Origin of the sequence: Saccharothrix carnea, from assembly GCF_003014735.1 — a bacterium.
GTDB lineage: Bacteria > Actinomycetota > Actinomycetes > Mycobacteriales > Pseudonocardiaceae > Actinosynnema > Actinosynnema carneum.
In genome coordinates, this window is sequence record NZ_PYAX01000013.1 from 1 (window position 1) to 23,644 (window position 23,644).

The 23,644-nt window shown below is 70.7% G+C and carries 28 protein-coding genes and 1 rRNA gene; 7 read left to right on the forward strand and 22 right to left on the reverse strand.

Features of this window, described 5'->3' with window-relative positions:
• Nucleotides 1–94: ribosomal RNA gene (gene rrf / locus B0I31_RS30720) — 5S ribosomal RNA — on the forward strand; the annotation flags it as partial.
• A gap of 373 nt (nt 95–467) precedes the next feature.
• On the opposite strand, the gene B0I31_RS30725 is transcribed toward rrf, so the two are convergent.
• Nucleotides 468–842, reverse strand: a complete 375-nt coding sequence (locus B0I31_RS30725) for a nucleotide pyrophosphohydrolase (RefSeq protein WP_106618897.1) — start codon at nt 840–842, stop codon at nt 468–470.
• Nucleotides 839–1,750, reverse strand: a complete 912-nt coding sequence (locus B0I31_RS30730) for an AraC family transcriptional regulator (RefSeq protein ID WP_106618898.1) — start codon at nt 1,748–1,750, stop codon at nt 839–841. The genes B0I31_RS30725 and B0I31_RS30730 overlap by 4 nt, the downstream gene beginning before the upstream one ends.
• 71 nt (nt 1,751–1,821) lie before the next feature.
• Between B0I31_RS30730 and B0I31_RS30735 the strand changes: the two genes are divergently transcribed.
• Nucleotides 1,822–2,622: an NAD(P)H-binding protein gene (locus B0I31_RS30735; protein ID WP_181320546.1), complete on the forward strand. Its 801-nt coding sequence runs from the start codon at nt 1,822–1,824 to the stop codon at nt 2,620–2,622.
• Here B0I31_RS30735 and B0I31_RS30740 read toward each other — a convergent pair.
• The 4 genes from B0I31_RS30740 to B0I31_RS30755 all read right to left on the reverse strand — a co-directional run bounded on the left by B0I31_RS30740 (nt 2,589) and on the right by B0I31_RS30755 (nt 5,278).
• Complete coding sequence (locus B0I31_RS30740; RefSeq protein WP_146174002.1) at nt 2,589–2,924, reverse strand: hypothetical protein; 336 nt, start codon at nt 2,922–2,924, stop codon at nt 2,589–2,591. The two genes, B0I31_RS30735 and B0I31_RS30740, sit on opposite strands and share 34 nt — an antisense overlap.
• 11 nt (nt 2,925–2,935) lie before the next feature.
• Nucleotides 2,936–3,955, reverse strand: coding sequence for a helix-turn-helix domain-containing protein (locus tag B0I31_RS30745; RefSeq protein WP_106618900.1), 1,020 nt, complete (start codon nt 3,953–3,955; stop codon nt 2,936–2,938).
• Nucleotides 3,956–3,978: 23 nt separating this feature from the next.
• The gene (locus B0I31_RS30750; RefSeq protein WP_146174003.1) at nt 3,979–4,614 is read right to left on the reverse strand and encodes a hypothetical protein; all 636 of its coding nucleotides are present in this window, start codon (nt 4,612–4,614) and stop codon (nt 3,979–3,981) included.
• 67 nt (nt 4,615–4,681) lie between these two features.
• A complete protein-coding gene (locus B0I31_RS30755; RefSeq protein WP_106618901.1) occupies nt 4,682–5,278 on the reverse strand; it encodes a DUF3558 domain-containing protein in 597 nt (198 codons plus the stop codon).
• A 113-nt stretch (nt 5,279–5,391) separates the two neighbouring features.
• Here B0I31_RS30755 and B0I31_RS30760 point away from each other — a divergent pair, with 113 nt between their 5' ends.
• Complete coding sequence (locus tag B0I31_RS30760; RefSeq protein WP_281262330.1) at nt 5,392–6,198, forward strand: alpha/beta fold hydrolase; 807 nt, start codon at nt 5,392–5,394, stop codon at nt 6,196–6,198.
• Entirely contained in the window at nt 6,198–7,409 is a 1,212-nt protein-coding gene (locus B0I31_RS30765) for a PP2C family protein-serine/threonine phosphatase (protein ID WP_106618902.1), read from the forward strand. The genes B0I31_RS30760 and B0I31_RS30765 overlap by 1 nt, the downstream gene beginning before the upstream one ends.
• Here the strand turns inward: B0I31_RS30765 and B0I31_RS30770 are convergent.
• The 3 genes from B0I31_RS30770 to B0I31_RS30780 form a co-directional block, all read right to left on the reverse strand.
• Nucleotides 7,369–7,893: a hypothetical protein gene (locus B0I31_RS30770; RefSeq protein WP_106618903.1), complete on the reverse strand. Its 525-nt coding sequence runs from the start codon at nt 7,891–7,893 to the stop codon at nt 7,369–7,371. The genes B0I31_RS30765 and B0I31_RS30770 overlap by 41 nt on opposite strands.
• Nucleotides 7,894–7,977: 84 nt before the next feature.
• Nucleotides 7,978–8,343 (reverse strand): peptidase inhibitor family I36 protein, encoded by a 366-nt coding sequence (locus tag B0I31_RS30775; RefSeq protein WP_106618904.1) that lies wholly within the window; start codon nt 8,341–8,343, stop codon nt 7,978–7,980.
• A 66-nt stretch (nt 8,344–8,409) separates the two neighbouring features.
• Nucleotides 8,410–9,258, reverse strand: a complete 849-nt coding sequence (locus tag B0I31_RS30780; protein ID WP_106618905.1) for a DUF72 domain-containing protein — start codon at nt 9,256–9,258, stop codon at nt 8,410–8,412.
• A gap of 75 nt (nt 9,259–9,333) precedes the next feature.
• Here B0I31_RS30780 and B0I31_RS30785 point away from each other — a divergent pair, with 75 nt between their 5' ends.
• Entirely contained in the window at nt 9,334–10,071 is a 738-nt protein-coding gene (locus B0I31_RS30785; RefSeq protein ID WP_106618906.1) for an arylamine N-acetyltransferase family protein, read from the forward strand.
• Here B0I31_RS30785 and B0I31_RS30790 read toward each other — a convergent pair.
• Nucleotides 10,064–10,801: a DUF72 domain-containing protein gene (locus tag B0I31_RS30790; RefSeq protein WP_106619060.1), complete on the reverse strand. Its 738-nt coding sequence runs from the start codon at nt 10,799–10,801 to the stop codon at nt 10,064–10,066. The two genes, B0I31_RS30785 and B0I31_RS30790, sit on opposite strands and share 8 nt — an antisense overlap.
• A gap of 35 nt (nt 10,802–10,836) precedes the next feature.
• Complete coding sequence (locus tag B0I31_RS30795) at nt 10,837–11,289, reverse strand: hypothetical protein (protein WP_106618907.1); 453 nt, start codon at nt 11,287–11,289, stop codon at nt 10,837–10,839.
• Between the two features lie 389 nt (nt 11,290–11,678).
• Here B0I31_RS30795 and B0I31_RS30800 point away from each other — a divergent pair, with 389 nt between their 5' ends.
• A complete protein-coding gene (locus B0I31_RS30800; RefSeq protein ID WP_146174004.1) occupies nt 11,679–12,107 on the forward strand; it encodes a hypothetical protein in 429 nt (142 codons plus the stop codon).
• A 56-nt stretch (nt 12,108–12,163) separates the two neighbouring features.
• On the opposite strand, the gene B0I31_RS30805 is transcribed toward B0I31_RS30800, so the two are convergent.
• The 10 genes from B0I31_RS30805 to B0I31_RS30850 form a co-directional block, all read right to left on the reverse strand.
• The gene (locus tag B0I31_RS30805) at nt 12,164–12,667 is read right to left on the reverse strand and encodes a hypothetical protein (protein ID WP_146174005.1); all 504 of its coding nucleotides are present in this window, start codon (nt 12,665–12,667) and stop codon (nt 12,164–12,166) included.
• On the reverse strand, nt 12,664–13,428 hold the full coding sequence (locus B0I31_RS30810) for a hypothetical protein (protein WP_106618910.1): 765 nt from the start codon (nt 13,426–13,428) through the stop codon (nt 12,664–12,666). The genes B0I31_RS30805 and B0I31_RS30810 overlap by 4 nt, the downstream gene beginning before the upstream one ends.
• A complete protein-coding gene (locus B0I31_RS30815) occupies nt 13,425–13,751 on the reverse strand; it encodes a hypothetical protein (protein WP_106618911.1) in 327 nt (108 codons plus the stop codon). Before B0I31_RS30815 ends, B0I31_RS30810 begins: the two co-directional genes overlap by 4 nt.
• The gene (locus tag B0I31_RS30820; RefSeq protein WP_146174006.1) at nt 13,748–14,302 is read right to left on the reverse strand and encodes a hypothetical protein; all 555 of its coding nucleotides are present in this window, start codon (nt 14,300–14,302) and stop codon (nt 13,748–13,750) included. The genes B0I31_RS30815 and B0I31_RS30820 overlap by 4 nt, the downstream gene beginning before the upstream one ends.
• A 535-nt stretch (nt 14,303–14,837) precedes the next feature.
• Nucleotides 14,838–16,244 (reverse strand): plasmid pRiA4b ORF-3 family protein, encoded by a 1,407-nt coding sequence (locus tag B0I31_RS30825; RefSeq protein WP_219910871.1) that lies wholly within the window; start codon nt 16,242–16,244, stop codon nt 14,838–14,840.
• 95 nt (nt 16,245–16,339) lie between these two features.
• The gene (locus B0I31_RS30830; protein WP_106618913.1) at nt 16,340–16,747 is read right to left on the reverse strand and encodes an HNH endonuclease; all 408 of its coding nucleotides are present in this window, start codon (nt 16,745–16,747) and stop codon (nt 16,340–16,342) included.
• Nucleotides 16,748–16,811: 64 nt separating this feature from the next.
• The gene (locus tag B0I31_RS30835; RefSeq protein ID WP_181320551.1) at nt 16,812–18,923 is read right to left on the reverse strand and encodes a 3-hydroxyacyl-CoA dehydrogenase NAD-binding domain-containing protein; all 2,112 of its coding nucleotides are present in this window, start codon (nt 18,921–18,923) and stop codon (nt 16,812–16,814) included.
• Nucleotides 18,920–20,140 (reverse strand): thiolase family protein, encoded by a 1,221-nt coding sequence (locus B0I31_RS30840; RefSeq protein WP_106618914.1) that lies wholly within the window; start codon nt 20,138–20,140, stop codon nt 18,920–18,922. Before B0I31_RS30840 ends, B0I31_RS30835 begins: the two co-directional genes overlap by 4 nt.
• Nucleotides 20,141–20,223: 83 nt before the next feature.
• On the reverse strand, nt 20,224–20,673 hold the full coding sequence (locus B0I31_RS30845; protein WP_106618915.1) for an ABA4-like family protein: 450 nt from the start codon (nt 20,671–20,673) through the stop codon (nt 20,224–20,226).
• Nucleotides 20,670–21,566 (reverse strand): hypothetical protein, encoded by an 897-nt coding sequence (locus tag B0I31_RS30850; protein WP_106618916.1) that lies wholly within the window; start codon nt 21,564–21,566, stop codon nt 20,670–20,672. Before B0I31_RS30850 ends, B0I31_RS30845 begins: the two co-directional genes overlap by 4 nt.
• 85 nt (nt 21,567–21,651) lie before the next feature.
• Here B0I31_RS30850 and B0I31_RS30855 point away from each other — a divergent pair, with 85 nt between their 5' ends.
• Nucleotides 21,652–22,332 carry a MerR family transcriptional regulator gene (locus tag B0I31_RS30855; protein ID WP_245950564.1) on the forward strand — a complete coding sequence of 227 codons (681 nt, stop codon included), beginning with the start codon at nt 21,652–21,654 and terminating at the stop codon, nt 22,330–22,332.
• Between the two features lie 60 nt (nt 22,333–22,392).
• Here B0I31_RS30855 and B0I31_RS30860 read toward each other — a convergent pair whose 3' ends face one another.
• Nucleotides 22,393–23,637, reverse strand: coding sequence for a ribonuclease D (locus B0I31_RS30860; RefSeq protein ID WP_106618917.1), 1,245 nt, complete (start codon nt 23,635–23,637; stop codon nt 22,393–22,395).
• Nucleotides 23,638–23,644: the final 7 nt, after the last annotated feature.

The window sequence follows — 23,644 nt, forward strand, 5'->3', positions numbered from 1 at the left end:
AACACCCGGTCCCATTCCGAACCCGGTAGTTAAGCCTTCCAGCGCCGATGGTACTGCACTCGTGAGGGTGTGGGAGAGTAGGACGCCGCCGAACATAACTTCACCCTCAGGGGCACTCGTTCATTCGAGTGCCCCTGAGGGTTTTTGCGTTTGATGCAGGTTTCCACGTGACCGCGAACCGTCACTCCCCGGCTGCCTCCACCGCTGTTCGGGCGACGCTCTTGGCGCGACCGGGTGACGCACCGTTGACCACCGTTGATCGTCCATACCGTAGCCGGCATGAGCAGCGGTGGGTGGACGAGGGAGGCGCCGGTGCCGTGGCGCGAGCGCAGGGAAACGGGACGAAGAGGCAGGCACGCGCGTGCCCGCCCGTCGTCGGCTGACACACCGATGTGGGCCGCGGCCGTCCTCGGCCTGGTGGTCCTGGTCGCTTTGATCTTGCTTTTATTGACCTACGTGTAGCGGCATCACTCGACCGGTTTCAGGTCGCCGGTCGGGAATCGCCGTTCGTTGCGCTCGATCTTGGCGAACGCCGCCTCGATGAGGTCGACGTCGAGCTTGTCGGCCAGCCGCACCAGGTAGTGCATGACGTCAGCCAGCTCGTCACGCACGTTCCACGCCAGCTCCGGGTCGTCCATCGCGTGCGCGGCCTGCTCGGGCGTGAGCCACTGGAACAGGTCGGTCAGCTCGCCGACCTCCCCGGACAACGCCATCACGAGGTTCTTCGGGGTGTGGTACTCGTCCCAGTCCCGTGCGGCGGCGAACCGGCGCAACGCGTCGCGCAGGTCTTCGAGGGTCGCGGCGCGCAAACCCGGAGAGTCGTTGTTGCCCGCATAGTTCATGCCCGCAGAGCTACCACACGGTGGTCGCTGGGGCGCACCCCGCGTACCCGTTTGAACGCCGTGCTGAACGCGAAGCCGTCCGCGTACCCGACCGCACGTGCCACCGACCCCAACGTGGCGTCCGGCTCGCGCAGCAGGTCCTCGGCGACGTCCATGCGCCACTTGGTCAGGTAGGTGAGCGGCGGCACGCCGACCAGTGCGGTGAACCGTCGTGCCATCGCTGCCCGCGACACCCCAGCGCGCGCCGCGAGTTCCGCGACGGTCCACGCGCGCTCCGGCTCGTCGTGCATCGCACGCAAGGCAGGCCCCACGACCTCGTCGCCCAGTGCCCGGTACCACGCGGGCGTTTCCGCCTCCGGCCGGTCGAACCACTCCCGCAACGCGTACACCAGCAGCAGCTCCAGCAGCCGTTCGAGCACGATGTCCTGCCCGGCCTGGTCCTTCGCCACCTCCGCGGCCAGCACGTCCAGCGTGGGGCAGTGCTCGTCGTCGCACGGCACGATGATCGCCGCAGGCAGGGCGTTGAGCAGCCGCCTCGCGCCGCCACCATCGGCCGAGTACCCCGCGGTGATCACCAGCGTGTCGCCGTCCGGGTCGAGGCCGTACGTGCGGGTGCCCACGCGCCACTGCTCGCAGTCCGGTTCGCCCACCTCGATCTGCGGCGGTGTCGACGGGTCGTCGGCCAGCACGTACCGCAGCCCTCCGCGGATCAGCCCGAGCGAACCGGGTCGCAGGAGCACGCGGGTGCCGTCCTCGACCAGCAGCCACGTGTCACCGCGCACGGCCGTCACGAGCGTGAACGGCGCCGTCACCGTGAACGCCAGCGCCCACGGCGGTGAGGCGAACGAGCGGCAGATGTCGGCACGTTGCGCGCGCACGCCGCGCAGGAGATCGGTGAGAGCGTCCACGTAGACGATTGAACATGGATCCGGGACGGTGAGCCATGTTCCGTCCGGCACGATCTTGATTGTCTAGTGGCATGACAATCCTGGTTCTCGGAGCGACCGGCAAGACCGGTCGTCGCGTCACTTCCGCCCTCGACTCCCTCGGCGTCGCCCACCGCGCGGTGTCCCGCCGCACGGACATCCGGTTCGACTGGTCCGACCAGTCCACTTGGGCCCCCGCCCTGGACGGCGCCTCCGCCGTGTACCTCGTGCCCATGGCGGCGAACCTGGACGACACCGAGGTGGCGGCGTTCGTGCCGCAGGCGGTGGAGGCCGGTGTGCGGCGGCTCGTGCTGCTGTCCGCGCGCGGCATCTCCCCGGACGACGGCCGCGAGCGCGCCGTGCGCGAGTCCGGTGTGGACTGGACGATCCTGCGGCCGACGTGGTTCTCGCAGAACTTCAGCGAGGACTACTTCCTGCCGCAGATCCTGTCGGGCGAGGTCGCGCTGCCCGCCGGCGGTGACGGCGGGCACCCGTTCATCGACGCGCGGGACATCGCCGACGTGGCGGTGGCGGCGTTGACGCAGGAAGGGCACGCGGGCGTCGCGTACGAGCTGTCCGGACCGGAGGCGTTGAGCTACGGCGAGGCGTTGGCGCGGATCGCGGAGGTGTCGGGTCGTTCGATCCGGGTCACGGACGTGCCCGCGACCGACTACACCCGGATGTTGGCGGAGGCCGGTTTCGGGGAGGCGTACGCGGAGGTGCTCACGATGTCGTTGACCGCCGCCCGCGACGGGTACGACGCCGAGCTGTCCGATGGTGTGCCGTCCGTGCTGGGGCACGACGGACGGCTGTTCGGCGACTACGTGAAGGAGGCGGCCGGGGTGTGGGCCTGACCACGCCCGGGATACGACCGGGCCTGGGCGAGCACGAACAGGTGCTCTTCGTCGGGCCGGCCTTCCCGGTCGGGGAGAAGGTGGTGCTGCGGGTGTCCCGTCCCAGCTCGCGTCCTCGGACTCCTGCTCGCGGATGTCGGCCTGCCCGTGCCGCTGCCGATGTCGAGGACCGTCGCGTGCGGCGGCAGCGGCACGGGCAGCAGCCGCACCGCCTCGTCCACCGAGGGGGTGCGCCCGAACACCTCCTCGTAGTCGTGGCCAACGGCGTCGAACAGCTCGGCGGCGGTGAGAGGCCGGCCCACGGGTTCCACGGTTACCTCCGGACGACGGTGAGCTTCGGTCGGGTGGTACCGCTGGCGTCACCCCGGCCCGGCAGGGCGGTGAGCACCAGGCCGAACACCAGCCCGTTCAACTCCTCCACGTCCAGCAGGAGCTCACGGGCGACGGCGTGCGGCGTGGTGCCCTGGGCGCGCAGGGCGCGGAAGACCTTGGTGAGCAGCTGGGACGTCTCGCGGTGGCCGGTGCCGGCGGCCCGGCGGGCCAGCTGGGCGCACACGGTCGCGTGCTGCGTGCGGCTGAGCAGGCCCAGGTCGCGCAGGCGGTGCGCCAGGACCAGCGGGGCGACGTGCCAGGTGGCGCTGTGCGCGACGACGTGCTCGGTGAGCGGACCGCGGTCGACGGAGGCCAGCACACCGGCGCGGGGCAGCAGGAACGCGGTGGCGAACGTTTGCGGGTCGGCCGCGCCGGTCAGCCGCCCCAGCTCACGGGCGGCGTCGAAGCGAGCTTCGTCGGGGGACGCGGTCGGGTCCAGGAACACGTACGGCGTGCCCGCGTGGCGGCACGAGAACGGGCCCGCGCCCGCGCAGTCCGGCGGCAGCGAGAAGACCCGGACGCCGTGCGCCTCCAGCAGGTGCACCAGGTTGGGCGCGGGCCGGTGCGGGATGCCCCAGCGGGCACGCACCACGTCCGCCGCGGTCTCCGAGTCCGGGTGCTCCCACGTCGGCACGTCCGGCTCGGGGAACGTGAACGCCCGCGTCAGCCAACCGTCGAAGCCGATGGCCAGGCGGGCGGCGCCGATCGCGGCGTCCCGTTGCCGCTTGGCCGCCGATCTGCTGAACGCCACCTCGACCTCGGGCACGTCGTCGGCTTCCAGGAAGCCCGGCGGGAAGCCGAGGGCCTCGGTGAGCCGGGCGGTGGTGGCCGGCCGCGGTTGGCGGCGGCCGTGCTCGTAGTCGCCGATGCTCGCCGGGCTCGTGCCCGCCTTGCGCGCCAGCTCCACCGCGGTGAGGCCGCGACGGGTCCGGGCGAGCACGAGGCGGGAGGGCGTGAGCATGATCGCGCCATTCTCGCACCCGCCTACCGGCGTGGCGTGACGGTGACGTCGACCTCGTCCGGGCCGTGGGGATCGCGTGGCGCGGGCAGCGGACCGAACACCAGGGGCGGCAACGTGATCCGGCGCGCCCACCGGTCCACGACCTGGCCCTGCGGCGTCGGCTCCGGCTGCGCCACCTCGCGCAGCACGACCAGCCGTTCCCCTTCCTGCTGGGGGTAGGTGACCAGGAACCACAGCTTCCACTCGTGCGTGTGCAGCGAGTCGAAGAGGGTGAACTGGTCGCGGTCGTTGCCGCGCATCATGGCGGCGATGGCCGGGCCCTTGGCGTAGTCGCTGCGCAGCGGAGCGCCGGGCGTGCCGGTGTGGCGGTTGCCCTGCAGCGTGCCCAGCACGACCGGTTTGGTGGGGTGCTGGACGAGGCCCGCGTTCCACTTGTCGACCCGCGTCCAGCCCTCGGCGACGAGGACCTCGCGAAGTCTGCCGACCCGGTGGATCCAGTCCAGCAGGCCGGCGCCGTTGGTCGGCCCGAGCGGCGGCGCGGACGCCCGTGCGTCGACCCCGGCCCAGATCGCCTCGTCCAGGTGGTCGGTGCGCAGGCCGAGCTCGGCCAGCTGGGCGTGGTGCTCGGCGGTCAGCTCGGTGGCGTTCGACATCCTCATACCCGCCACGGTAACGACGACCACCGACAATCCGACCGCACCGACAACCCGACCACCAGCCGGCCGCTCACCCCGCCAGGTTCAACATGGCCGCCTCGGCCAGCCGCCGCGCCCCGTCGCACGGTGTCGCGAGATCCGGTGAATCGCGCTTCGCCGTGAACGACGCGACCAGGTACTGCCCGGCCGCCGTGTCCACCATGACGTCGCAGGAGGCAGTATCCGACGGGATGGTGACGGTGACCGCCGGGAAGCCGCGGACCGGGTCGGTGACCTCCGACTGGGCGGCGCGCTCGTCGTCGGTCCAGGCCTCGATGCCCTCCGTGGTCACAGGGACCAGGGTGTAGCTCGCGTGGGGCGACGCCCAGTTGCAGCCCGTCGTCTCGTAGGTCTTGATGGGCAGGGGCCTGCCCTCGCCCTCGACGACGAGTTCGGCGCGTTGCGCGCCGGTCAGGAGCAGGCACGGCTGCTCGGTCTCCAGCCGGACCTCCCGAGGCCGCGTCGCCTGTGACGTGGGAGAAGGGCTGGACTGCGATGATGGGCTGGACTGCGATGATGGGGTGGACCCTGACGAGCTGGGCTCCCCTGGCGTCGAGGGACTGCACGCCGTCGTGAGTGCAAGTGCGAACGGGAGTGCCACCAGAACACCGGCGAGGGATCGACGCATGGCTCGGACTTCCCCTGTTCCGCTTCTTTCGGCTGCTCGCCGCCGACGATCGACATCCGGTATGACGCCGTCGCCCGGAACGCGGTTCCGCGTCGCGGAAGTGGAGGGATGACGTGGTGGACGCGCGGCGCAGGAACAACGTCGTCGTGACCGGCGACGCCGACGGCCCCGTCGTGGTGCTCGCGCACGGCTTCGGGTGCGACCAGACCATGTGGCGGCTGGTCGTGCCGATGCTCGCCGAGACGTGCCGGGTCGTGCTGTTCGACCACGTCGGCACGGGCCGGTCCGACCTGGCGGCGTGGGACGAGCGGCGTTATTCGACGCTGGACGGGTACACGCGGGACGTGCTGGAGATCTGCCAGGAGCTGGACCTGCGGGACGTGGTGTTCGTCGGGCACTCCGTGTCTGCGATGGTCGGAGTGCTGGCCTCGGTCGCGGAACCGGCGAGGTTCGCCAAGCTCGTGCTGGTCACGCCGTCGCCGCGGTACGTCGACGACGGCGACTACCGGGGCGGGTTCAGCGCCGCCGACATCGACGAGCTGCTCGACTCGCTGGACAGCAACTACCTGGGCTGGTCGGCGGTGATGGCGCCGGTGATCATGGGCAACCCGGACCGGCCGGAGCTGGGCGCCGAGCTGACCAACAGCTTCTGCCGCACGGACCCCGAGGTGGCCCGGGTGTTCGCCCGTGCGACGTTCCTGTCCGACAACCGGGCGGACCTGGAGAGGGTGACCGTGCCGACGCTGGTGCTGGAGTGCCGGCACGACGTGATCGCGCCGCCCGAGGTCGGTGCGTACGTGCACGCGGCGATCCCCGGCAGCACGCTCGTCACCCTCGACGCCACGGGCCACTGCCCGCAGCTCAGCGCCCCGGAGGCCACCGCCGCCGCGATAGCCCGGTTCGTGGCGGCCCCGGCGTGATGCGCGACCGCGAGGCGTTCTCGGCGTTGTTGGAGGACAGCGCGGAGGACCTGTACGAGAACGCGCCGTGCGGCTACCTGTCCACGCTGCCGGACGGGCACATCGCGAAGGTGAACGGGACGCTGCTGCGCTGGCTGGGGTACGAGCGCGAGCAGCTGGTTGGCCGGCGGCGGTTCGCGGACCTGCTTAGCGTCGGCGGCAAGCTGTACCACGAGACGCACTTCGCGCCGTTGCTGCGGATGCAGGGCGAGGTCGGCGGGGTGGCGCTGGAGATGGTCGCGGCAGATGGCACGCGGCTGCCGGTGCTGGTGAACTCGACCGTGCGGATGAGCGGTGACGGCGAGCCGTTGCTGATCCGGACCACGGTGTTCGACGCGAGCGACCGCCGTGCGTACGAGCGCGAGCTGCTGCGTGCCCGGCAGGAAGCCGAGCGCGAGCGCGACCAGATCCAGCGGCTGGCCACGACCCTGCAGCGGACCCTGCTGCCGCCGGTGCTGCCCGCGGTGCCGGGTGTGGAGACCGCGACCCACTACCACCACGCCTCGCCGTTCGAGGTGGGCGGCGACTTCTACGACCTGTTCCCGCTGGCGGACGGCCGGTGGGGGTTGTTCCTCGGTGACGTGTGCGGCAAGGGCGCGAACGCGGCGGCGGTGACTTCGCTGACCCGCTACACGCTGCGTTCGGCGGCCGTGTACGACCCGGACCCGGTCGCGGTGCTGACCAACCTGAACGCGGTGCTCAACCAGGAGGCGGCGACGGGGTTCTGCACGGTGGCGTTCGGCGTCCTGACCGTCGAACCGGACCGCTGCACGCTCACCCTGGCCGCCGGCGGCCACCCGCCCGGCCTGCTGCTGCGCGCGGACGGCACGGTCGAGTACGTCGAGCTGCCCGGTGGCCAGCTGATCGGGATCCTGCCGGACGCCCACATCGCCACCACGACCCTCCACCTGACCCCCGGTGACACGTTCGTGCTGTACACGGACGGGCTGGTCGAGGCGAGGACCGGCTCGGACACCCGGTACAGCGAAGAGGAGCTGCTGGACTTCGCCGCCACCCTGCCCCCGGTCTCCGCCGCGGGTGCCGTCGACGCGCTCGTGGGCCTGCTGGACCGGTTCGGTAGCGGTGTCGAGGACGACGCCGCCGTGCTGGCGATCGGCGTTCCGGCGGGCCTCAGCGGAGCTGGGGTGACCCGAGCAGCCGCCGGCCCGTGACCAGGGCGATGCTCGTGAGCACCAGGGGCATGGTCAGCAGGAGCATGAGCGTCCACACGCCGGGCCAGGAGATGTCCCGGGGTTCGCTGATCGGTGCCATCGACACCCCGAGCGACAGGCCGCTGAAGGCCGACATGGTCATGAAGAGCGACAACGCCCAGGCCACGACGATCCCGGAGCGGAGTTCACCGACCTTCCGGAGGTCGAGGTGCTCCGCCGACACGTGGCGGCGGGCGGTGAGGAGGAAGACGCCCGCCAGGACCACCATGACGACGCTGGTGCCGGTGAGCGTCCAGCTGAAGAAGCCGAGCGCCGGGTACACGGGAGGCAGCTGACCGCCCAGCAGGGCGAGGAGCGGGACCAGCACCAGGCAGGCGGTGATCAGCAGCAGCGCGACCCTTCGGCACGTCGTGCGGATCCGGTGCGCGTGCGGTGCCGGGATCCACAGGTACCTCGGCGGTAGGGGCGGCGGCGGGTAGCTCACGGTTCTGCCAATCCGGTCGGAACAGCCTGATGTCGGTGGGAACCGGGCCAACCGGTTCCCACGCCTGTTCGTTGCGCGTCTACGTCACGGTTCCCAGACCTGGATGGCTCTGACCACAAAAGGAGCGTCGGGAACGTACGTGCCCTTGCCGGGGTAGGTGGTGAACTCGGCCTCGGTCGAACACGTTTCCCGCTGGTAGACCGAGGTGTCCCTGGTCAGGTTGTTCACGAAGGACCGCGCCACGAAGCCGCCCGGCAGGGGGATGCACTCGCGCGGGTTCGCGGACTCCAGGTCCAGGCGGTGGGAGTCGCCGGTGTACTTGGTGCCCGACCACACGCAGAACTCGCCTCTGTCGCACGAGGGGTCGGGTTGCTGCGCCACCGCCGTGCCGCTCGACGCCAGGGCACCGGTGGTGAGGGCCAGCGCGGTCACGAGGCTGCGGGTCGTCATACGGGTCACCTCCACCGGTCCAGGGTGCTGTGATCGGCGGTGGTGTGGGGGCGAGGTGGCCGCCGTTCACCTGATCGTGTGGACGGTTGGGGGTTTCGGCAGCGCGAGGTGCCGGGCGAGGCGGAGGGCGTCGTGCGGGGCGGCGGCGTCCGTGTCGTTGTCGAAGTAGACGTAGACGTCGTGGTCCGCGGCCCAAGTGCGGATCTTGGCCGACCAGTCGTCCAGTTCGTCGTCGGTGTAGCTGCCGACGTACAGGGACTGGTTGCCGTGCAGCCGCACGTAGGCGAAGTCCGCCGTGACGTCTTCGAGGTAGGGGAACCGGCCGGCGGAGTGGGAGACGACCAGCGCGATGCCGTGCGCGCGGAGCAGGTCGTGGAACTCCGGGACCAGGAACGTCGGGTGCCGGACCTCCAACGCGTGCCGCAGGGGGCGATCGGCGTCGGTGGTGGTCCAGGCGCGGTCCTCGGCGAGCCGGTCGTCGTGCCGCTCGGCGAGTTCGGCGGCGGCGGTCGTGGTGCGGGGGAGCAGGTCGAAGAACGTCGTCAGGCGTGCGGGGTCGTAGGCCATCGTCGGGGGCAGCTGCCACAGCACCGGCCCGAGCTTCGGCCCGAGTGCGAGCACACCGGAGGCGAAGAAGTTGGCCAACGGGATCTCCACGTCGCGCAACTGCTTGAGGTGCGTGATGAACCGGCCGCCCTTGACCGCGAACAGGAAGTCCTCCGGCGTCTGCCGCGCCCACGCCTGGTAGCTGGACGGGCGTTGCAGGGAGTAGAAGGAGCCGTTCAACTCGACCGAGGTGAGCAACCCGGAAATGTGCTCCAACTCCCGCCGCTGCACCAACCCCACCGGGTAGAACGCGCCACGCCACGTCGGGTACACCCAGCCCGACGTCCCGATCCGAACCTCACCCGTCACCTGCCCGGGATACCCGGATGATCTCCGGCATACCGGCTTGACCTCCAGCGCGCTCGATGGTGCAAGTTGGTGCGCATGGACGACCGGACGCGTGACGCCTACCTGGCCAGGATCGGTGCGACGCGCACCAGCACCCTGGTCGAGCTGCACGAACTGCACCTCGCCTCGGTGCCCTTCGAGAACCTGAGCATCCACCTCGGCGAGGAGATCGTGCTCGACGAGGACCTGCTGGTGGACAAGATCGTCAACCGGGGCCGTGGCGGGTTCTGCTACGAGCTGAACGGGGCGTTCGCGGCGTTGCTGCGGGCGTCGGGGCACGACGTGCGGATGATGTCGGCCAAGGTGTTCAACGACGGCGCGTACGGGCCGCCGTTCGACCACCTGGCGTTGCGCGTGGGGGACCTGCTGGTCGACGTCGGTTTCGGGCGGTTCAGCTTGCGGCCGTTGGATCTCGTCAGCCGGGAGGAGCAGCACGATCCGGCAGGTGTGTTCCGGCTGGTCGACACGCCCGAGGGTGACGTGGACGTGCTGTTCGACGGCGAGCCCCAGTACCGCCTCGAACTGCGGCCGCGTGCGCTGGCGGAGTTCCGCGCCACGTGCTGGTACCAGCAGACGTGGCCGGGATCGCCGTTCCGGCGTGGTGCGAGGTGCTCGTTGCCCACGCCGACCGGCCGGATCACCATCGCCGAGCACAAGCTGATCACCACGACCGGGGACGAGAAGGTGGTCGAGGAGCTGGACGACGCCGCCCTGCTGGACGCCTACGCCAAGCACTTCGGCATCGTGCTGGACCGCGTGCCCCGGCTCAGCTGAGCCGTTCGGCGAGGGCGAGGGCGTCGAACGGCGCGGCGCCGCGCATGGTGTTGTCGAAGTAGACGTACACGTCGCGCTCGGCCGACCACCGCCGGAACCGGGAGGCCCAGCGTTCCAGGGCGAGGTCCGAGTACGCGCTCACGTACAGCTCCTGGTCGCCGTGCAGCCGGGCGTAGACGAAGTCGGCGGTCGGTTCACGCGGTTCGGGGAAGCGCCCGGCGGACTCGGCGACGACGAGCGCGACGTCGTGCGGTGCCAGCAGTTCCGCCAGTTCGGGCCGGTCCCAGCTCGGGTGCCTGATCTCCAGCGCGTGCCGGACGGGCGGGTCCGGTAGCAGTTCCAGGAACGCGGCCAGCCGCTCGGGCCGCCACGGCAGCGTCGGTGGCAGCTGCCACAGGATAGGCCCGAGCTTCGACCCGAGGTCGAGGACTCCGGAGCCGAAGAACTCCTCCACGTCCTTGCCGACGTCGCGTAATCGCTTGGTGTGGGTGATCTCGCGATGTCCCTTGACAGCGAACACGAAGTCCTCAGGGGTGCGCTCGAACCACGACTTGTAGTCCGCCGGCTTGCGCAGCCCGTAGAACGAGCCGTTGATCTCGACGGTGTCGAGTCGCCGTGACAGGAACTGCAATTCCAACCGCTGCTGCAACCCTCGCGGGTAGAAGTCGCCACGCCACTCGGCATAACGCCAGCCGGAGGTACCGATTCGGATTTCACCCACGGTGACGATGTTGCCCATGTGAGTGACCGCCCAAACGTGGAGACCTAGAAGCCCGCGCCATCCAACGCCCCGCTCACCACGCGATCGACCCTGGCCTGCTGCGGATCACGGGCCAACGCCTCCGTGCACGGGCACCCGGCCAGGTCGCTGCCGCACAGGTACACGCCGAGGACCCGCAAACTGCGCGCCGTCTGCCGCAACCGCGCCGCACCCCGCAACCGGACCTGCCCGTACACCGCCTTGGCCAACTGGTACGGCACACCGGGCCCGAGGTCGACGCACGACTGGCTGTCCAACTCCTCCGCCACGTGCGCGATGGGCCGACACCCGTACGTCCGCACCGACCGCACGAGCCTCTGGTCCAGCCGCGCCACCAACCGCCTGGCCACCTCGTCCCGCCACGCCTTGTCGGCGCGGAGGTAGGCCACCAACTCCTCCACGCGGACGGGATCGGGCCGTGGACGGCGGGCGCGCGCTCTTCGTCTCTGCGAGGTCATGCCTCCCAAGATCGGGTGTCACAAACCATCGTGAGCACCCCTCACCCGCCTGCGCGGTCAGAGCACTCGTGCGCACTAGTACCTCGGATACCGAGAGATACTGCCTGCCGTCAGTGCGCCATTTCTCCAGGTACTCCTCCTGAGTCTCCGGATCGGACTCGGTTCTCCGGCTTCGCTTCCGCGGACGTCGCCAGTCGCCGATCTCGACGTCGGGCACGAGGACCTTCGTCCCGTTCGGCACTGATCGGATCGCTCCACTTCCAGCGCGGTCCGCGTCCCGCAGGTCCTCGTCCACGGGGATGAGGTGGGCGGTCAGCTCCTGGTCGCCCAGCGTCGGGAAGTAGTCCCGGGGCGACCTGTGGCTGATCTTCCGGTTGGCCTTGCCGGAGATGAAGGCGAGGTTGGCCAGGTCATTGATCTCGCCCTTGCTGTACTTCTCGGGGTGGCTCTTCAGCGTGGCCTGCGGGTGGATGTGGTGGTACTCCAGCGCCTGGCTGCCCTCGGCCGCCGCCGAGATGCCGATGCTGCCCCACCAGTCCTTGGCGCCCGCTTCCTTGGCGACCAGGAAGCTCAGGAAGAAGTACGGGCTGCCGACGGTCCGGCCCGCGAGGTCGTCCGGTCCGATCGACACGCCGCCGGTGACGCCCAGGTTGTCCAGCAGTCGGCGCACCGGGTCCTCCGTGCGGGCCGCCGGGATGTCCTGCCCGAGCCGGGTGTCGGTCGACCCGCTACACCGGTTGCGGATCGTGGCCACCAGGAACCAGAAGAGGATGGCGTCGGCCGTGCAGGCGGCTCCCGACGTGCGTCTCCGACGATGAGAACGTCATCGCCGAACGGTATTGCACCGTTATCCGGTTGATCACGCCGTCCACGATCATCGAGGTGCCGGCAACACGGCACGCCCGGCGACGAAGAGGATGCCCGCGACCGCCGCCGGCGCGGCCAGCAGCAGCAGGTAGGCCCACACCTCACCGGTGAGCCCGACCGGCCTCGCGCCGTTCCGCGCCGTCATCACCAGCAGGAACCAGGACACGGGGACGAACAGCGCCGAACCCACCCAGCCGCCCGTCAACGCGCGCCTGGCCTGCCACGCCCGGAAGACGTCGAACTGCTCGCCCCACGCGGAGGACCGGGCCATCCCGATGCTGATCGAGGACAGGAACGGCCCCATCACGGAGGCGCTTCCCGTGATCCAGACCAAGGCGTTGATCGGGTGGTAGGCCGTGGGCAGGGCTCGTCCGAAGCCCACGATCGCCGCCGCGAGCACCACGCAGGCCACCAGACCCGCCGCCGCGAGGACGGCGCACCTGCTGCGGATCTCGCGAACACGGGCGGTAGGTACCCGGACGTACCGCGGCGGCGGTCCTGGCCGCGTCACGAGCCGGGTCGCCAGTCCGAGCCGTCTCCGTCGGTGACGCTCGCGTCCGCCATGTCCGCGGTGTTCGGCATGGCCCACGTCGAGCCGAGGTCGTGGATCTTCTGCCGGAGTGCGGACTGCTCGGTCTCGATCGTGTTGACGTGCGACTCCAACGCCATGACCGTCGCGGCGATGACACCGATCGTCGCGGCCACCCCACCGACGATGAACGTGATCGCCGCGGGGATGCCCACGAGCGTGCACGCGGCGACGACCGCGCCGACGATGGTGATGACCAAGCCCGCCAGCGCGAACCCCATCGCCATCCAGAACATGTCGATCGAGTTCGCCAGGCTGTTCAGTGACGAGCGCAGCTGTCCGGCGACGTCCTTCACCGAGTTCAGCCCGGCCGCCTGCGGCGGCACCGTCGCCTGGTAAGCGCGGGCGGCGCGTCCTTCCCACTCGATCGTGGTGCGGAGCTTGTCCAGCCCGATCGTCTCCGCGATGTCGCCGAGCGTGTTGCCGACCTGCGACACCCACTGCTCGCCGACCTGCTTGAGGCGGTCCGAGTCACCGGGCTGCTCCCACAGCAGCTTGATCCGGTCCCAAAGTTCCTGCATCTTCTCGTTGAGCAGTTGCATGCCGCGGATGACGGGGTCGACGAGGTACTCCAGCGGCGAGGGGACCCAGCTCAACACGCTGTTGACCTGATCGAAGAACTTCTTGACGTTCTCCTCGATCTCCTGCGACTTCTTGTTCGCCTCCAGCACGAGCGGGTTCATCGGCCGCCGCCCTCGGTGTGGATGCTGTTCATGGCGTGCATGTTCGCTTCCTCTTCGGCTTCGTAGGTGTTCGCCGCCGCGTAAAGGCTCTCGCTGAGGCTGCGGAACGCCTGCGTCGCTTGGGTGAGCATGTCCTCCAAGGCCAGACGAGCGTCGTTGTAGGTGCGGTCCAAGCCGCGGTCGACCGCCCACAGCGACACGTCGGCGCCGGTCAGGACCAGACCGCCGATCGTGGCGCACGGGCCATCGAGGTTGTCGGCTGCGGTCGCCCACGCGGTGGCGTCGGACCGCATTGCTTCGAGGGCTACGCGAACATCGGTCATGGCAGCAACCCCACTCGGCGCAGCAGCGTGTTCGGATCACTCACCAGGGCGGTGAGCTCGGTGATGGCGGGGCTCTGCGGGCCCTGCGCCAGGTCGGCGGGAACGCTTCGGGCGCGCAGGTTCCGCAGCACTTCCAGGAACTCCTGCTGCATCTCCGTCACCCGAGCCGAATGCGTCCAGGCGGGATCGACCTCCAGGTTGAGCACGTGTCCCCGGTGGATCGTGCCGCGGACGTGGCCGCCCCGGCTCTCCAGCGTCAGCGGACGGTCCACGACCTCGGTCATCCGCTGGGTGAACCGGGCCAGGTCGGCGCTGACGGCGTCCATCAACCGCAACGCCTGCTCGGGCGTGATCCGTTCGAGCGAAGGAGTCGGTGGCGGCTGTGCGCGCTTGGGCTCCGCCGGTCGCTCGACCTGCTTCGCCAGGGCTTGCACGGTGGCCGCGTTCGCCGCCTGGGTCACCGCCGAGCCGAGGGCGCGCGGGTCGACCGACTGGCGCCACCGCCCGGCGATGGTGACCGACTGGACCTCCGCCAGGTCGTTCACCGCCACGGTGACCACACCGTCCGGATCGCGTCCGATCAGGACGTCTTGCTGTGGTTCCGGCTCGGGTGAGGGGCGAGCGCGCTGGTCCTCCTCGCCGCCCTCTTCGAAGCCGAATCTGAATTCGCCGCCCACGTCTCCCCCTGCGGTCGGTAACCACCTGAATTCGAACCGTAGCCGATGGCGGAAGCCGCTCGCAGGCGATTGACGTCCTCGGGGCGTCGGCTCAGGCGGACCAGTGGCCTCGGCCGGGGATTCACCCTTCAGCGCGGGCGGTGGAGTCGGGAGCAGGTGGCGACGGGCGCGGTACCGGCCGCCTCTGGCGCGGATCGCTTCGGCGAGGGAGTCGAGGACGCGGGGGGCGCGATCGGATTGTCGGCCTTGCGCTCGCACCTGGCTGGCCGGTCGGCGGGGGACGAGTGGCCGCGTTCGCGACTGCAGCGGCGGAAGGCGGCGCCCGCGCCTTTCGACTCGGTGGTCCATCGTGTCCGATCGCGCGCGACGCGGGTGCGCTACCCGCCGGACCGGCACGGCGGAACGCCCGTCACGGTTTGACGGGCACCTTCGCCTGGCGCGCGAGGTAGTCGTTCACCTCGTCGGTGTCGAAGGCGGCCGGGTCGAAGGCGGCGGCGGAGTCCAGTTCGAGCCACTCCAGCCGTTCGGCGTGCTCAGGGTGCTCGGGGTCGGCCAGCACGTCGCAGAGGTGCGCGTAGCCCCAGATGCCGCCGCTGTCCTCCGGCGGTGCGGCACGGCGGCCGGTGAGGCAGCGGGGGTAGGCGACACCCGGTTCGGCTTGGACGACGGCCTCCACCAGGATGTCGTGGTCCCAGGCGTCGCCGAAGTCGTACAGGTAGCCGATGCGGTCCTTGTGGTCGCGCGCCACGTCGGCCAAGGTCACGGTGGCGGCGTCGCCGTGGCCGAGTTCCAGGTCGGGCATCCCGTACTTGCCCTGCGGCGTGTCGAAGACCCAGAGGTGGTAGTCCTCCCAGGCGAACAAGTCCTGGATGACCTGGTGCAGACGCACCAGCGGCGTGGACGACAGCACTTCCACCCGGCGCCAGATCGGCGGCTTGGACCCGCGCAGGGTGACCTTCAGCCGGTGCACGCTGGTGTCGAGGGCGGTCGGCGCGGCCTCCGGGAGCAGTTCCAGCCGCTGTTCGAGCAGCGCCAGGGTCGTCGTCACGTCCTCCACCTGGTCCGGCTCGACCGGGCACGGCTCGCGTTCGAGCGCGTCCGCCACGATCCCGCGCGCCTGTTCGGGCGTGTACTCCCGGAACGGGAAGCCCAGCTCCGCGGCCGCGTGGACGTACCCGGCCCGGATCTCCTTCGGCTGGTCGCTGACGAAGCAGTCTTTGAGGCCGCCGAGGTCGTGGTCGATCAACAGGACGAGGACGTGCGACTTGCGTCCGTACGAGAAGGTCAGCGCCAACCCCTCTTGAGCGCCGCGCGGGTCCGCGTAGCCGAAGCAAGCGCCGACGGTCGGCTTGCCCGCCGTCCCCGCCCACTCCGGGTCGCGCAGCCCGCGCGCGACGAGGCGGTCGGCGGCCTGGGCCGCGATCGGCCGCACCTCCGGCGGCGCGAGCACCGCGAACGTCCTGGCCAGCGCGAGGGCTTCCGGCCTGCCCGTGGCCTCCGCGTCGGAGATCATGGCGGCCACCACGTCCGGGAAGTCCTGCGGATCGACGCTGCCGCCGATCGCGCCCAGGAACTCCGAAGCGTTCAGTTCGGCGTCCAGTGGTCCGCAACCCGGCTCCAGCAGCGGTGAGAAGCCGTCGAGGAACTCCATCACCGACTCGGCCACCGGCTGGACGAAGCCCGCCGCGGTCAGGCGGTCCACCGCGTCGGGCACGTCCCGGGCGGCGTCGACCAGCCGCAACGCCTCCTCGGGGGCTCCTTGATCAGCCAGCATCGCGCGGAGGTCGGTCAGAGTGGGCTGGGCTTCGTTCGACACCCGCTCAATCGTGCCACCCGCGTCAGTGGCGTCGCCCGGGGCTCCCGGACCTGAACGTCCCTCACACGAACGAGACGTGAACGCCCCTGAGTGGTTCAGCCGGACTCGGAGAGACCGCCCGCACGTCCGCCGGTCGTGTCCGTCAAGCGGCGGAGCTGAGCGGCCAGGTAGGGGCGGGCACGGCGCTGGCCTCCCCGGTCCGCGATGGCCCGGGACAGGGATTCCAGGGTCCTGGTCACGCGGGCCCGGTCGGGGTGCCGGCCACGACGTTCGCACTCGGCGAGCCAGTCGACGGGGGAGAGGTGGCCGCGTTCGCGGTTGCAGCGGCGGCAGGCGGCGACCTCGTTCTCCAGCCACGACGGGCCACCCTTGACCTTCGGCACCAGGTGGTCCGTGGTCGGCGTGACGTGACGGGCGAACCGGCGGCGGCACCACGTGCAGTCGTCGCCGTCGCGGAGGACGGCCTCGACGAGGCGGGTCGCGCGGTCGCGGGCGTCAGGCATCGGCACCAGGAAAGCACTGCGCCCCGACCGTCGCACGACAGCCGGGGCGCAGGGGTCTGGCGGGTCAGGCAGGTACGGAAGCGACGCCGGGCGCCAGGAAGCGCTTGCCCGTCACCTTCTCCGAGATGCCCGAACGGTCCAGGTAGGGGGTGATGCCGCCCAGCCAGAACGGCCAGCCGGCGCCCAGGATCATGCACAGGTCGATGTCCTGCGCCTCCGCCACCACGCCCTCGTCGAGCATGATCCGGATCTCCTCGGCCAACGCCTCGAGCGCACGCGCGAAGACCTCGTCACCGGTCAGCGGCTTGTCGCCGAACGACCACAGCGCCTGGACCTCGGGGTCGACGGTCTGCCGACCGGCCGAGTCCCACTGGTATACGGCGGTCTTGCCGGCCTTCACGAACGCCTTCATGTTCTCCGACACGCCGAACCGGTCGGGGAAGGCCGCGTGCATCGTCTCGGCCACGTGCAGCGCCACGGCGGGACCGACGAGCTGCAGCAGGATCAGCGGCGACATCGGCAGGCCCAGCGGCTCGGTGGCCTTGTCCGCCACCTCGAACGGCGTGCCCTCGTCGATCGACTTCACGACCTCGCCCATGAACCGCGTCAGCAGCCGGTTCACCACGAACGCGGGCGCGTCCTTCACCAGCACGGACGACTTCTTCAGCTGCTTGCCCACCGCGAACGCGGTCGCCAGCGTCGCGTCGTCGGTCTGCCCGGCGCGCACGATCTCCAGCAGCGGCATGATCGCGACCGGGTTGAAGAAGTGGAAGCCCACGACCCGCTCGGGGTGCTTCAGGCCCGACGCCATCTCGGTGATCGACAGCGACGACGTGTTGGTCGCCAGCACGGCCTCCGGCGAGACGAACTCCTCGACCTCGGCGAACACCTTCTGCTTCACGCCCAGGTCCTCGAACACGGCCTCGATCACGAAGTCCGCGTCCGAGAACGCCGCCTTGTCCAGCGAGCCGCTCACCAACGCCTTGAGCCGGTTCGCCTTGTCCGCCGACACCCGCCCCTTGCCGAGCAGCTTGTCGACCTCGGCGTGCACGTACCCGACGCCCTTGTCCACCCGCGCCTGGTCGATGTCGGTGAGCACCACCGGCACCTCCAGCCGCCGCGCGAACAGCAGCGCCATCTGCGACGCCATCAGGCCCGCGCCGACGATGCCGACCTTGGTGACCTTGCGCGCCAACGACTTGTCCGGCGCGCCCGCCGGCCGCTTGGCCCGCTTCTGCACCAGGTTGAACGAGTACAGCCCGGCCCGCAGTTCGTCGCTCATCACGACGTCCGCCAGCGCCTCGGTCTCCGCCGCGTACCCGGCGTCCAAGTCGTTGGCACGAGCCAGCTCCAGCAGCTCCAGAGCCTTCAACGCACCCGGCGCCGCGCCCTTGGTCTTGCCCTCGACGATCGCGCGGGCCCGCGCCACGGCGGCGTCCCAGCCCTCACCGCGGTCGATCTCACGGCGAGCAGGCACGACGTCGCCGCGCACCACGGAAGCCAGCCACAGCAGCGACTGCTCCAGGTAGTCCGCCGAGTCGAACAGCACGTCCGCGATGCCCAGGTCCAGCGCCTGCTTCGGGTTGAGCATCTTGTTCTGGTTCAACGCGTTCTCGAAGATCACGGTGACCGCGTCGTTCGGGCCGATCAGGTTCGGCAGCAGCTGCGTGCCGCCCCAGCCCGGGAACAGGCCGAGGAACACCTCGGGCAGCGCGATGGCCGCCGCGTTGGACGCCAGCGTCCGGTAGTGGCACGACAGCGCCAGCTCCAGGCCGCCGCCCATCACCGCGCCGTTGACGAACGCGAAGGTCGGCACCGACGACTCGGTGAACTTGCGGAACACGTCGTGCCCGAGCTGACCGATCGTCACGGCCTGCGAGCGCTCGGAAGCACCCTCCACGGCCGTCAAATCCGCGCCCACCGCGAACACGAACGGCTTGCCGGTGACCGCGATCGCCACCGGGGACGCCGCCGCGGCCTCGTCGAACGCGGCGCTCAGGCTCACCAGCGACTGCGGGCCGAACGTGGACGGCCGGGTGTGGTCGTGGCCGTTGTCGATGGTGATCAGGGCGACCTGGCCGTCCAGCCCGGGCACCGTGATCAGCTTGGTGCGGGCGTGCGTGACGACCTCGTCGGGGAACAGGGCCTTGGCCTCGTCAGCGGTCAACGCGGTCACTTCGACTCTCCGTTCCAGTGGGGGTTCTCCCAGATGACCGTGCCGCCCATGCCGATGCCGATGCACATGGTGGTGATGCCGTAGCGCACGTCGGGGCGCTCGGCGAACTGCCGCGACAGCTGGGTCATCAGGCGCACGCCCGAGGACGCCAGCGGGTGGCCGGTGGCGATCGCGCCGCCCCACTGGTTGACCCGCGGGTCGTCGTCGGCGATGCCGAAGTGGTCGAGGAAGGCGAGCACCTGCACGGCGAACGCCTCGTTGATCTCGAACAGGCCGATGTCGTCGATGGTCAGGCCGGCGCGCTTCAAGGCCTTCTCGGTGGCCGGCACCGGGCCGACGCCCATGACCTCGGGCTCGACGCCCATGAACGAGTAGCCGACCAGGCGCATGCCGACCGGCAGGCCCAGCTCGCGCGCGGTCTCCTCCTCGGCCAGGATGCAGCCGGTCGCGCCGTCGTTCAGGCCGGCCGCGTTGCCCGCGGTGACCCGGCCGTGCGGGCGGAACGGCGTCTTCAGCTTGGCCAGGTCCTCGACCGTGGTGCCGGGGCGCGGCGGCTCGTCGGCGGTGGCCAGGCCCCAGCCGTTCTCGGCGGACCGGGTCGCGACCGGCACGAGCTCCGGGCCGATCTTGCCGTTCTTCACCGCGTCGGCGTACTTGGCCTGCGACGCGGCCGCGAACGCGTCCGTGCGGTCCTTGGTGATGTGCGGGAACCGGTCGTGCAGGTTCTCCGCCGTCGAGCCCATGACGAGCGCGGACGGGTCCACGATCTTGTCCGACAGGAACCGCGGGTTCGGGTCGACGCCCTCGCCCATCGGGTGGCGGCCCATGTGCTCGACACCGCCCGCGATCACCACGTCGTACGCGCCGAACGCGATACCGCTGGCCGACGTCGTCACGGCCGTCATCGCGCCCGCGCACATGCGGTCGATGGCGTAGCCGGGCACCGACTTGGGCAGGCCCGCGAGCAGCGCCGCGGTGCGGCCGATGGTCAGGCCCTGGTCGCCGATCTGCGTGGTGGCGGCGATGGCCACCTCGTCGACCCGCTCCGGCGGCAGTTCGGGGTGGCGGCGCAGCAGCTCGCGGATCACCTTGACGACCAGGTCGTCGGCACGGGTCTCCGCGAAGATTCCCTTGGGGCCGGCCTTGCCGAACGGCGTGCGCACGCCGTCCACGAAGACCACGTTTCGAACGCGTGCCGGCGCTACTGGTGCGGCCACGGCGTCTCCTCCGCTTGTGGTGACGATTCGCCCGAGCGGTCGGGCGCGACTCCTACCGATCGGTAACACAACTCTAGCCCCTGTTACTGGCCGGTAACCACCGAGGTCGCCCTGTCTGATCGGTCACAGAACGCCCGGATGGCCAGGAACAGCCCGAACCCGAACGGGGACAGGACGATCGTGAGCACCAGCAGCGGGCCCATGAGCAGCGGGTGCAGCCCCAAGCGGCGGCTCTCCCGGTACATCCACGCGCCGATCAGCAGGTCCCAGGCGATCACCTGCGCCCAGACCGCCGAGGCGCCCCAGGCGGTGGCCAGGAACTCCCTGAGCGTGTCCAGGTCCGGACTGCTCATCGTGACCCACAACTGCGGCAGGTGCGCGGCGACCAGGAGCGTGTAGACGACCAGCGGCGGCACCGCGATCAGCGGGGACGACATGATCCGGGCCGTCAGCGGGAGCTTGGGGGCGAAGATCATCAGGCTCCAGAACGGGATGGTGAGCCAGAACGTGATCTCGAACAGGAACCCGGTCATGCGTGCACGACCTCCTTCGGCGTGGTGGTGGTGCGCAGGGTCCTCGCGACCACCGCGGCGGTCCAGGTGACGACGGCCAGCGCGCCCAGCGCGGTGAGCAGGTCGGGGCGCAGCAGTGGCTGGCCGCGCAGCGCCTGCCACGTGACCAGGGCCATCAGGCCCGCGTAGCCGATCGCCAGGCCCCAGGCCAGCTTCGGGGTGGCGCGCCGGCCGAACAGCAGCACGGCGAGCGGGATGACCTGCAGGGCGTGGATGCCGACGAAGTGCGGCACGCGCAGGTCGCCGCCCGTGGTGCTCCAGCCGGTCAACGCCAACTCCGGACCGCCGTCCCGCACGCCGACGCTGTGCGCGCCCACGATGCCCGCCGCCACGTCCGCCTCGTTCCTGTTGTTGGTCATGAGGAGGCCCAGGCCGAGGCCGACGAGCGAGAGGGCCAGGCCGAGCCGGATCGAGAGACCCGTCGCGCGGTTGCCGAACCGGGTGAACAGCAAGGCCACCGCGATCACCGCGTGCATGGCCCACAGCGCCATGACGCTGTAGGTCATGACGTCCCACATCAGCCGGTCGAACGGCGTGGCCACGTTGAAGTGGCTGCGGGACCCGCGGAGCACCTGGGCGATGATGACCGCCATCTCGGCGGTCGAGGCCACGGCGAGGACCGTGCCCGCCCACCACGCGATCCGGCGGAACCTGGTCAGGAAGGTGAACATCCACGCCAGGGTGACGCCGTAGAGCACGAACGACACGGCGAACTTGAACGGCTTGAACCAGATCGGGGACCCGACCAGAATTCGGTCGTCGAAGATCAGCCCGCCGATGGACACCACCGTCATGGCGGTCATGAGCAGGGAGAACAGCATCAACGGCGGATGCCAACGCAGGATGCGGGTCATGGACGGCCTCTCACATGGATAGCAGCACTTTCTACTATCGGATAGCTACAGTATCCATACTGAGGGTCGTCTCAGGAAGGGGTCCGTGCCCGTGCGCATCGCCGAGTTGAGCCGTCGTAGCGGCGTGCCGGTGCCGACGATCAAGTACTACCTGCGGGAAGGCCTGCTGCCCGCCGGTGAGCTGACCAGCCCCAACCAGGCCAGGTACTCCGACGTCCACGTGCACCGGCTGCGGCTCGTGCGGGCCATGGTCGAGCTGGGCGGGCTGTCGATCGCGGCCGTGCGGGAGGTGCTCGGCGCGTTGGACGACCCGGAGAAGTCCCTGCACAAGGCGATGGGCACGGTGTCGGCCGCGGTGGCGCCGCCGGACTCGGGCAGCGAGGACGAGGTGGCGCACGAGCAGGCGCGTGCGTTCGTGGAGCGGCAGGGGTGGGTGTACCGGCCCCGGTCGTACGCGCACACGGCGCTGGTGGGCGTGCTGACGACGGCGCGCGAGGTGGGGCACGAGCGGTTCGTGGAGACGCTGGACGTGCTGGCGGACGCCGCCCGGCCGTTGGCCGAGGTCGACCTGGCCTACGTGCTGAGCGCGGGGTCCAAGGACGAGGCGCTCGAGGGCGTCGTCGTCGGGACGGTGCTCGGTGACGCGGCCATGGCGGCGGTGCGCGCGATGGTGCGACGTGAGCTGTCCGGGCAGCTCGACGACGCGGAGGAGTCCCGCTCGGGGTCGGACGGGAACGACACCGACCCCGAGCGCGGGGAGTCCTGAGCGTTGAACTCAGGGGGTCTGAACGTAGGACTCTCGCGTTCTGAACGTAGGACACGCGGGTTAGGTGGGCTGTTGGGCCAGGGCGGTGGAGAGGACGTCGGCGGTCAGGGTGATCTGCCAGTTGCGGGCGCCGCCCTCGCGCAGTGCGGCGGCCACGCCCTCGGGCGAGATGTCGGTCGGCGGCTGCCAACACGTGCGCCGCACCAGGTCGGGCAGCAGCAGGTTCTCCACCGGCAGGGTGTTCGCCTCGGCGACGGCCGTCAGAGCGGTCCGTGCGGCCGCCAGGCGGGCCGCGGCGGCCGGGTCCTTGTCCGCCCACCGGTTGGCCGGCGGCGGGCCGTCGTGCTGCTGTGAGGGCTCCGGCAGCTCGGTGCGCGGCAGCGCGGCGGCACGTTGCAACGCGCCCAGCCACACGCCCACCATGCGCCGTTGCGCCCGCCCGCGGAACACCGGCAGCGCCGACAGCGCGGCCTCGTCGGCGGGGTTGCGCACGGCGGCCTCGACCAGCGCGGAGTCCGGCAGCACCCGACCCGGCGCGATGTCGCGTTCACGGGCCAGCGCGTCCCGCGCCTCCCACAGCGCCCGCACCGCGGCCAGCTGCCGCGGACTGCGGATGCGGTGGATGCCCGACGTCCGGCGCCACGGTTCGGCGCGCGGACGCGGCAGGGGAGCCGTGCGGGCCGCCTCGAACTCCTCGAGCGCCCACTCCAGCTTCCCCTGCCGCTTGAGCTCCTGTTCGAGCACGTCACGCAGCTCGACCAGCAGTTCGACGTCGAGGGCGGCGTAGTTCAGCCAGTCGGCGGGAAGGGGGCGGCGCGACCAGTCGGCCGCACCGTGCCCCTTCTCCAACCGGTAGCCCAACAACCGCTCGACGAGCGTGCCCAGCGCCACCCGCTCGAACCCGGCCAGCCTGCCCGCCAGCTCGGTGTCGAACAGCACGCTCGGACGCAGGCCGAGTTCGGCGAGGCACGGCAGGTCTTGCGACGCCGCGTGCAACACCCACTCGGTCCCGTCCAGCGCCTCGACCAGCGGATCGAGCCGACCGCCGAGGGCGATCGGGTCGACCAGCACGGTCCCGGCGCCTTCCCGGCGCAGTTGCACCAGGTAAGCGCGTTGCGAGTAGCGGTATCCCGAGGCTCGCTCGGTGTCCACCGCAACCGGACCCGTCGCTCCGGCGAGCGCGTCAGCGGCACGCCGGAGCGACGGTGCGTCGGCGACGACAGGTGGAACACCGTCAGCGGGTTCCACCAGCGGCACCGGATCAGCACCGGTTGGTTCGGTTGGCTCGTCGGAGGGTACGTCCACGGCGGAA